At 61.8% G+C, this 8,368-nt stretch carries 11 protein-coding genes; 10 read left to right on the top strand and 1 reads right to left on the bottom strand.

All coding sequences use genetic code 11. The annotated features are described in order from the left end of the window. The 4 genes from BLX41_RS36140 to BLX41_RS24195 form a co-directional block, all read left to right on the top strand. Positions 1 to 818 (top strand): response regulator (locus BLX41_RS36140; RefSeq protein ID WP_259745133.1); only part of this gene is annotated, 818 nt, incomplete at its 5' end. 63 nt (positions 819 to 881) lie between these two features. After that, a complete protein-coding gene (locus BLX41_RS24205; protein ID WP_123726920.1) occupies positions 882 to 1,871 on the top strand; it encodes a 2-hydroxyacid dehydrogenase in 990 nt (329 codons plus the stop codon). 90 nt (positions 1,872 to 1,961) lie between these two features. Continuing rightward, entirely contained in the window at positions 1,962 to 2,399 is a 438-nt protein-coding gene (locus tag BLX41_RS24200; protein ID WP_110594717.1) for a hypothetical protein, read from the top strand. Then, positions 2,396 to 2,800: an META domain-containing protein gene (locus BLX41_RS24195; RefSeq protein WP_123726919.1), complete on the top strand. Its 405-nt coding sequence runs from the start codon at positions 2,396 to 2,398 to the stop codon at positions 2,798 to 2,800. The genes BLX41_RS24200 and BLX41_RS24195 overlap by 4 nt, the downstream gene beginning before the upstream one ends. A 74-nt stretch (positions 2,801 to 2,874) precedes the next feature. Here BLX41_RS24195 and BLX41_RS24190 read toward each other — a convergent pair whose 3' ends face one another. Continuing rightward, positions 2,875 to 3,339, bottom strand: a complete 465-nt coding sequence (locus BLX41_RS24190; RefSeq protein WP_123726918.1) for a TlpA disulfide reductase family protein — start codon at positions 3,337 to 3,339, stop codon at positions 2,875 to 2,877. 139 nt (positions 3,340 to 3,478) lie between these two features. Here BLX41_RS24190 and arsC point away from each other — a divergent pair, with 139 nt between their 5' ends. The 6 genes from arsC to arnT all read left to right on the top strand — a co-directional run. Beyond that, complete coding sequence (arsC, locus tag BLX41_RS24185; protein WP_123726917.1) at positions 3,479 to 3,832, top strand: arsenate reductase (glutaredoxin); 354 nt, start codon at positions 3,479 to 3,481, stop codon at positions 3,830 to 3,832. Next, positions 3,829 to 4,434, top strand: a complete 606-nt coding sequence (gene wrbA, locus BLX41_RS24180) for an NAD(P)H:quinone oxidoreductase (RefSeq protein WP_123726916.1) — start codon at positions 3,829 to 3,831, stop codon at positions 4,432 to 4,434. Before arsC ends, wrbA begins: the two co-directional genes overlap by 4 nt. Next, on the top strand, positions 4,427 to 4,849 hold the full coding sequence (locus BLX41_RS24175) for a DUF2069 domain-containing protein (RefSeq protein WP_123726915.1): 423 nt from the start codon (positions 4,427 to 4,429) through the stop codon (positions 4,847 to 4,849). The genes wrbA and BLX41_RS24175 overlap by 8 nt, the downstream gene beginning before the upstream one ends. A gap of 125 nt (positions 4,850 to 4,974) precedes the next feature. Further along, on the top strand, positions 4,975 to 5,646 hold the full coding sequence (locus BLX41_RS24170; protein WP_123726914.1) for a DNA-3-methyladenine glycosylase I: 672 nt from the start codon (positions 4,975 to 4,977) through the stop codon (positions 5,644 to 5,646). Between the two features lie 434 nt (positions 5,647 to 6,080). Next, the gene (gene pmrG / locus BLX41_RS24165; RefSeq protein ID WP_123726913.1) at positions 6,081 to 6,746 is read left to right on the top strand and encodes a lipopolysaccharide core heptose(II)-phosphate phosphatase PmrG; all 666 of its coding nucleotides are present in this window, start codon (positions 6,081 to 6,083) and stop codon (positions 6,744 to 6,746) included. Between the two features lie 264 nt (positions 6,747 to 7,010). Next, positions 7,011 to 8,368, top strand: a 1,358-nt coding sequence (gene arnT / locus BLX41_RS24160; protein ID WP_259745131.1) for a lipid IV(A) 4-amino-4-deoxy-L-arabinosyltransferase, incomplete at its 3' end; no start/stop codon positions are given.

Genomic DNA, 8,368 nt, shown 5'->3' with positions numbered 1-8,368 from the left:
CCGATCTGGTCACTCCGCGCCGGGCCCGCAGCGAGCCGGAGGAAAGCCTCTCCAGCCGTGCTCCGCGGGTCCTGTGTGTCGACGACAACCCGGCCAACCTGCTGCTGATCCAAACCCTGCTGGAGGACATGGGCGCCAAGGTGCTGGCGGTGGACAACGGTTACGCAGCGCTGAACGCGATCCAGAACGAATCTTTCGACCTGGTGATGATGGATGTGCAGATGCCGGGTATGGACGGCCGGCAAAGTACCGAGGCGATCCGCCAATGGGAAAGCGAGCGCCATGGCACGCCGCTGCCCATCGTGGCCCTGACCGCCCATGCCATGGCCAACGAAAAGCGCGCCCTGCTGCAAAGCGGCATGGACGATTACCTGACCAAGCCCATCAGTGAGCGGCAACTGGCCCAGGTGGTACTGAAATGGACCGGACTGGCCTTGCGCAACCAGGGCCCGGAACGGGCCAATGATCGCTCGGAGCTGAGCCTGGAACTGCAAGTGCTGGATCAGGACGAAGGCCTGCGCCTGGCGGCCGGCAAGGCTGATCTGGCGGCGGACATGCTGGCCATGTTGCTGGCGTCCCTGGAGGCCGATCGCGAAGCGATCAACGCCGCTCGCGCAGCCAACGACCACAACGCCCTGATCGAACGGGTCCACCGCCTGCACGGTGCCACCCGATATTGCGGAGTGCCGCAGTTGCGCGCCGCCTGCCAGCGCAGCGAAACCCTGCTCAAGCAGGAAGACGCCAAAGCCTTCGCCGCACTGGACGAACTGGACCACGCCATCGGCCGCCTGGCCGTCGAAGCGCGGATCAACGCCTGATCCAGGGCAAGACCTGTCCGGCGCCCGGCCTGCATGCTGGGCGCCCCGACCAAGGATGCAAGCATGCGTACGATTCTTTTCAGCAGCCAGAACTACGACCGTCAAAGTTTTCTCGGCGCCCGCCTGCCCACAGGTATGGAACTGCACTTCCAGGCCGCCCGCCTGAGCCTGGACACCGTGGCCCTGGCCGAGCGCCATGAAGTGGTCTGCGCCTTTATCAACGACGACCTGAGCGCTCCGGTGCTGGAGCAACTGGCCGCCGGCGGCACCCGGCTGATCGCCCTGCGTTCAGCCGGCTACAACCATGTCGACCTGCCCGCCGCCAAGCGCCTGGGCCTGGATGTGGTCCGAGTCCCGGCCTATTCGCCCCACGCCGTGGCGGAACACGCGGTGGCGCTGATCCTGGCGCTGAACCGACGCCTGCATCGAGCCTACAATCGCACCCGCGAAGGCGACTTCACCCTTCATGGCCTGACCGGCTTCGACCTGGTGGGCAAGACCGTGGGCATTGTCGGCACCGGGCAGATCGGCGCCACCTTCGCGCGCATCATGGCCGGCTTCGGCTGCCAGTTGCTGGCTTACGACCCCTTCCCCAATCCTGCCGTCGAGGCCCTGGGGGCTCGCTACCTGAGCCTGCCGGAGCTACTGGCCCAGGCGCAGATCATCAGCCTGCACTGCCCACTCACCGACGACAGTCGCTACCTGATCAACCAGGACAGCCTGGCGCACATGCAACCCGGGGCAATGCTGATCAATACCGGGCGTGGCGGCCTGGTGGATACGCCGGCGCTGATCGAAGCGCTGAAGAGCGGCCAACTGGGCTACCTGGGGCTGGACGTCTATGAAGAGGAGGCCCAGCTGTTCTTCGAGGACCGTTCCGACCTGCCCTTGCAGGATGACGTGCTGGCCCGGCTGCTGACCTTCCCCAACGTGATAGTCACCGCGCACCAGGCCTTCCTGACCCACGAAGCCCTGGCGGCCATCGCCGACACCACCTTGCACAACATCGCCAGCTGGGCTGCGGGCCAGCCGCAGAATCAGGTTCACGGCTGAAATCCCGACCACGGCCTGATCGAAGGTCACCTGCCCGCAACCTGCGGCGCAGGGGCCCGTGCTAGCATACGCGGCAGATTTGGAGGACCCATGGTCGAACACGATTTCCGCTACAACCTGATGAACCCGCAACACACCCTGATCGAATGCCGCGCCCTGGTACCAGGTCGCTATCAAGTCACCGGCAACGGTGGTTCGATCCGTACCGACGACGTATTGCTGGTGACGCTCAAGGGCAGCAAGGACCTGTCCATGCGCCTGACAGTGGACACCGTCCGCCACCTGATCAATCCGGTCGGCCAATGGGTCGCTGTGGCACGTGGCCCGGTATTCGGCGAACTGGCGATTCATCAATGGCAAGTCAACTGCGACAGCTGCGCAGCAGAACTGAACTTCGAGTTTGCAGTGGATGCCAAGCTCGGCACCAAGGCCCAGAAGCCTGCCGCCAGCGCACGAATTGCCGAGCTGGGCTGGGCCAGCGAGGGCGAACGTCACCTCTGCCCGAAATGCCAGCAGGCCGGCCAATGAAACGCCTGGCGCTGACTGCGGCACTGGGGGCCGGCCTGATGGGCTGTGCCGCCGAGCCGCTTAAGCTGCAGCAGGATCGCAGTTACGTCCTGGAATGGATTGGCGAGCGGCCGTTGATCGACTACAGCCACCTGACCATCACCTTGGGTGAAGACGGTCGCGCCTATGGCAATGGCGGCTGCAACCACTGGTTCGCGCCTTACACACTGGACGGCGAAAAGCTCAGCTTCGGCAAGGTAGGCAGCACCCGAAAACTCTGTGCCCCAGCCTTGATGGAGCAGGAACGGCGCTTCCTCCAGGCCCTGGAAAAGGTAGAGCGCTGGGATGTTTCGCCGATCGAGCAAGTGCGCTTCTGGCCTGCCGAAGGCAAGCCGCTGCGCTGGTGGCTGGAAGAAGGCTGATCCGACCCGGGGCAGGTTGCCCCCAGTTCCTGCGGCCGCCGACACTATCAGCGGCTGCAGGCAGCATCACCCCATCAATGACCGCGCAGGGCCTGCAATTTTGCCATTACGCCCGCTGCGGTCTGCTCACCCAGCAGTTGCTCACGCACCTTGCCCTTGTCGTCGATGATGTAGGTCACCGGCAGCGCCTCGCTGCGTGGCAAATCGAAGAGCTGCTCAGGATTTTGCGCCAGTACCGTGAACTTGATCCCCAGTTTCTCGCTGGCGCTCTTGAGTTCCTCGCCCTGTACATTGTCAAAATTGACCCCCAGCACAGTGGCCGATTGCCCTTTGAGCTGCTCGTTCAGGGCATTCAACTCGGGCACTTCAGTGCGACAAGGCCCGCACCACTCCGCCCAGTAGTTGAGCACCAGCCATTGCTTGTCCAGGCGCTCGGCGGCGACTTTCTGGCCGTATTGGTCGACCCCGTAGTCATTGCCACAGCCGCCCAGCAACAGGGTTGTAATGATCGCCAATGCTGCCGCCAATTGCCTTGCCATGCGCTGTTTCCTGTCTTGAAAGATGCCTTGAAAAATAACTGCCGACCCAGGGCCGATGCGACCTATCGACTCCCAAGGTTCAGGAGAGCCCGTCGCGCGGGTAGAATAGCCGCCACCTTACGCAAGATGCGACCCGCACATGACCGATCTGACGCTTTATCACAACCCGCGCTGCTCGAAATCCCGCGGTGCGCTGGAACTCCTGGAACAACGCGGCCTGGCGCCGACCGTGGTCCGCTACCTGGAAACCCCACTGGACGCCGCCCAGTTGCACCGCCTGCTGGGCAAGCTCGGCATCAGCGCGCGCCAGCTGTTGCGCACCGGCGAGGATGAGTACAAAGACCTCAACCTGGCGGACACCAGCCTCAGCGAAGAACAACTGATCGCTGCCATCGCCCAGCACCCGAAACTCATGGAACGGCCGATTCTCGAAACCGCCGACAAAGCCATCATCGGGCGCCCACCGGAAAATGTGCTGGAGATCCTGCCTTGAGCGCGCCGTACATTCTGATCCTGTATTACAGCCGCAACGGTTCGACCAACGAGATGGCCCGCCAGATCGCCCGAGGCGTCGAACAGGCCGGCCTGGAAGCGCGCCTGCGCACTGTCCCGGGAATTTCCACCGAGTGCGAAGCCGTGGCACCGAGCATTCCCGAAAGCGGAGCGCTGTATGCCAGCCTCGACGACCTGAAGCACTGCTCGGGCCTGGCCCTGGGCAGCCCGACTCGCTTCGGCAACATGGCAGCCCCGCTGAAGTACTTTCTCGACGGCACCAGCAACCTCTGGCTGACCGGCGCCCTGGTGGGCAAGCCCGCCGGCGTCTTCACCTCCACCGCCAGCCTCCATGGCGGCCAGGAAGCCACCCTGCTGTCGATGATGCTGCCGCTGTTGCATCACGGCATGTTGATCACCGGCCTGCCCTACAGCGAGTCGGCGTTGCTGGAAACCCGCGGCGGTGGCACGCCCTATGGCGCAAGCCATCATGCCGGGGCGGACGGCAAGAGCCCGCTGGACGAGCATGAAATCGCCCTGTGCCGGGCCTTGGGACTGCGCCTGGCGAAAACCGCTCAGCAATTGGAGAACGGCCGTGGCTAAGAAGCCGAAGATCCTGCCTGCGGTGGAGTGGCTGGAACCTCGGGTCCGGATAGCCCGGGTCCTCAGCCTGATCTGTTTTTTTGGCCTGGTCGGCCTGCTCTGCGTTTACTACCTGCTGGTAGCCGACCTCCACGGCGCCCGGCCCTGGGTGATCCTGCTGATCGAACTGGTGCCCCTGTTGCTGATGGCGCCGGGCATGCTCAGCGGCAGTGCCCGCGGGCACTCGTGGATGTGCTTTGTGGTCAACCTGTACTTCATCAAGGGGGCTCTGGCGGCCTACGACCCGAATCGTCAGTTGTTCGGCCTGCTGGAAATGTTCACCAGCCTGGCGGTGTTCACCTCGGCACTGCTCTACGTACGCTGGCGCTTCCAGCTCAATCGCCGGCTCGCCGGCGAAGGTGCCAGCCCGGCCTGACGCTCGCAGCACTCTGGTTCCCCGGGGCATCACATCAGCCCGGGGAGCTTGCATCGCCGTTTCGGCGCCCCCACCTTGGTCAGCAGACTTCTTGACCGATACTCCCGAACCGACCCGGAGCAGGCATGCACGATTACAAATGGCTGAACGAATACTGTCTTAATCGCTTCGGCTCCGCCGCAGCCCTGGAAGCTCAGTTGCCGACGCCGGCGAGCAACGACTATCTGCGCTCGCTGAGCGCTGATCGCTACTTGTCGACCCTGGCCTTGCGAGTCTTTCGCGCCGGGCTGAAACACAGCCTGGTAGACGCCAAATGGCCGGCGTTCGAACAAGTGTTCTTTGGCTTCGATCCAGACAAAGTGGTGCTCATGGGCGCCGAGCATCTGGAGCGACTGATGCAGGACACACGGATCATTCGCCATCTGGGCAAGCTCAAGAGTGTGCCGCGCAATGCCCAGATGATTCTCGATGTGGAAAAGCAGCACGGCAGTTTCGGCGCCTTCATTGCCGACTGGCCGGTCCAGGACATCACTGGGCTCTGGCAGTACCTGGCCAAGCACGGCAACCAAATGGGTGGGCTTTCCGCCCCGCGTTTCCTGCGCATGGTGGGCAAGGACACGTTCATCCCCACTTGGGACGTCGTGGCGGCACTCAATGCCCAGAACATCATCGACAAGGTGCCCAGCAGCAAGCGTGACCAGGCCCTGGTCCAGGAAGTGTTCAACCAGTGGCAGCAGGAAAGTGGTCGCCCACTGTGCCAGCTGTCGGCAATGCTGGCCTACACCGTCAATCACTGATCGCCCCTTCATCAACATGGCTCTCTGCCCGGTACAACGGGCAGGAGAACATCCGCTCTCAAGTCCTCCCTCCCGCTCAAGCTGACAATAAGCTGAACTAAACGCGGTTTTTTTCTTGCGCGGTTTTTTATCGGATAAAGTTCGCTGCGCACTTGCCACAACGACAAGAACGATAGATAGACAGTTACCTGTAGCCACACTCTGCTGGCCAATAGACGGGTATGACCTGACAACAAAGCACTGATCAGGCCAACAACCTGAACAAAGGCTGTCAGGTTTAAAAGAACTGCCGCCATTCATTCGTTTTTTTCACATTGCTTTCACTCTCCGACCACTTGGCCCGACCTAAATTGGCCCCAGTTGCGGCGAGGGCGACGGTGAGCGCATGCCGTTCTTTTCAGAACACCTGGCAACAACCCAATCAGGTAAACGACGTGCTCAATACTGCTGAATCCGGTACTGGCGGCAAGACCATCCGCAGCTTTCGAATCTTGGCTGGCGCCTGCGGGGCAGCCCTGGCGACCCTCGTCTGCGGTTTTGTTCTGTGGCCAGCCACGCCACTGGACCTGGGTGTCGACAACCAGATGCAGCAAGCTGGCTTCTATCGCCACTGGCAAGGCGGCGAGGTGATTGCCCTGGTGCGGCATGCCGAGCGCTGCGACCGCTCCGCCAATCCCTGCCTGGGGCCTGCCGATGGCATCACTTTGTCCGGAAGCCGCATTGCCGGCGATCTGGGCCGGGCGTTCCGCACCCTGGGCATGGCCTCCACCGATGTCATCAGCAGCCCGGCAACCCGTACCCGGCAAACCTCGGAATTCATGTTCAACCGGCCGGTGCAGACCCAGGACTGGCTGAGCAACTGCGGCGAGCAGTTCGAACAACAGATCAAGGCGCACAAGTTGTTCAAGCGCAATCTGGTCCTGGTTACCCACAGCGATTGCATCAGTGACCTGGAAAGCCTGTTGGGCTTTGAACATGCACTGGCCAGCAAGTACGCCAGCTCGCTATTTGTCACCCTGAACGTGGACGGAACCATGGAAGTAATGGGCATTATCAATGCCGCAAGCTGGCGAAAAACTCTTGAGCACCCTCTCGAGTAACTTGTAACTATTTTTAACAACCGCCCAACAGACTTTAATCGAAAAGCAGACACACTCTCTTGCTAATTAATTGACTCTATAAGCCCTTGCACTAAGAGAGCGAGCCCCTCCCACTTTAAACCCGACTTATCAAACAGACGGAGCCAAGTTTATTTTTTTAAAAACTTGAGAAAACCGAACATTCGACAACACTTTACGGTTTATCAGTAATACCTGATTAACTTAACGAACCACCGCTATCAGCAAATGAACTAGAGGACCCAAATGCAGCGCACTTTACCGCCCCAAGCTTATGGAACAAGCACCACATCTTCCGGCTATACCGTGGGCGGGAGTGCAACCAGCGGCATCCAGCGCTGGGCAATACCCTTCTTGCTGCTGGCCTTCGCTCTGTTCTACCTGCTGCCACTGACCAGCCACGGCCTGTGGATTCCGGATGAAACCCGCTATGCACAGATCAGCCAGGAGATGCTGCTGCGCGGCGATTGGGTGTCTCCGCACTTCATGGGCATCCGCTACTTCGAAAAACCCATTGCCGGCTACTGGATGATCGCCATCGGCCAGGCACTGTTCGGTGACAACCTGTTTGGGGTGCGTGTTGCCTCGGCCCTAAGCACCGGCCTCAGCGTGCTGCTGGCTTACCTGATCACTCGCCGGATCTGGAACGACCCGCGCAAGAGTTTTGCCGCTGCCCTGTTTTATATGAGCTTCGGTCTGATCGCCGGGCAAGCCGGGTACTCCAATCTCGATCCCCAGTTCACCTTGTGGGTCAACCTCAGCCTGGTGGCGCTCTGGTTCGCCCTGGGCAACCAGACCCTGCGCGGCCGGTTGCTGGCCTGGGGCACCGTGGGCGCCGCCTGCGGCATGGGCTTCATGACCAAGGGGTTCCTGGCCTGGCTGCTGCCAGTACTGATCGCCCTGCCCTACATGCTCTGGCAACGACGCTTCGGCGAGTTGCTGCGTTATGGCCTGGTGGCGGTGCTGGTGGCGATTGCCATCAGCCTGCCCTGGGTGTTGAGCATTCATGCCCATGAACCCGATTTCTGGCGGTTCTTCTTCTGGCATGAACATATCCGTCGCTTTGCCGCCGACAATGCCCAGCACACTCGCCCCTGGTGGTTCTACCTGCCGCTGCTGGTGGTCTCGAGCCTGCCCTGGGCCGCCTTGCTGCCCGGCACTCTGATTCAGGCCTGGAAGGACAAGCACCAGGCGGCCACCGGTTACCTGCTGCTGTGGTTGCTGCTGCCGTTGGCGTTCTTCAGCCTGAGCCGCGGCAAGCTGCCGACCTACATCATGCCCTGCCTGCTGCCCTTGGCCGTGCTCATGGGCCACGCACTGATCCAGTGGATCAGCGCAGGCAAGACCCGGACTGTGCGCCTCAACAGCCTGCTCAACCTGCTGATCGGCGTCGCTGCACTGGTAGCGCTGGTGGTGATCCAGATCACCCGGCCGGTGTACGGCCACGACGAAATGCTCAGCCTGTCCCTGGTGTTCATCATGCTCATGGGCTGGATCATCGCCAACCTGCTGCCGGCCTCCAGGCCGCTCAACTACTGGGCAGCACCGGCCCTGGGCATCTGGCTGCTGGTGGCGCTGCTGCCTGCGGGAATGCCCGGCTTGAT

This window comes from Pseudomonas protegens (assembly GCF_003732485.1).
Classification (GTDB): Bacteria; Pseudomonadota; Gammaproteobacteria; order Pseudomonadales; family Pseudomonadaceae; genus Aquipseudomonas; species Aquipseudomonas protegens_B.
Note: the sequence above shows the minus strand (reverse complement) of the source record. Positions and strands in the feature narration are given on the sequence as shown.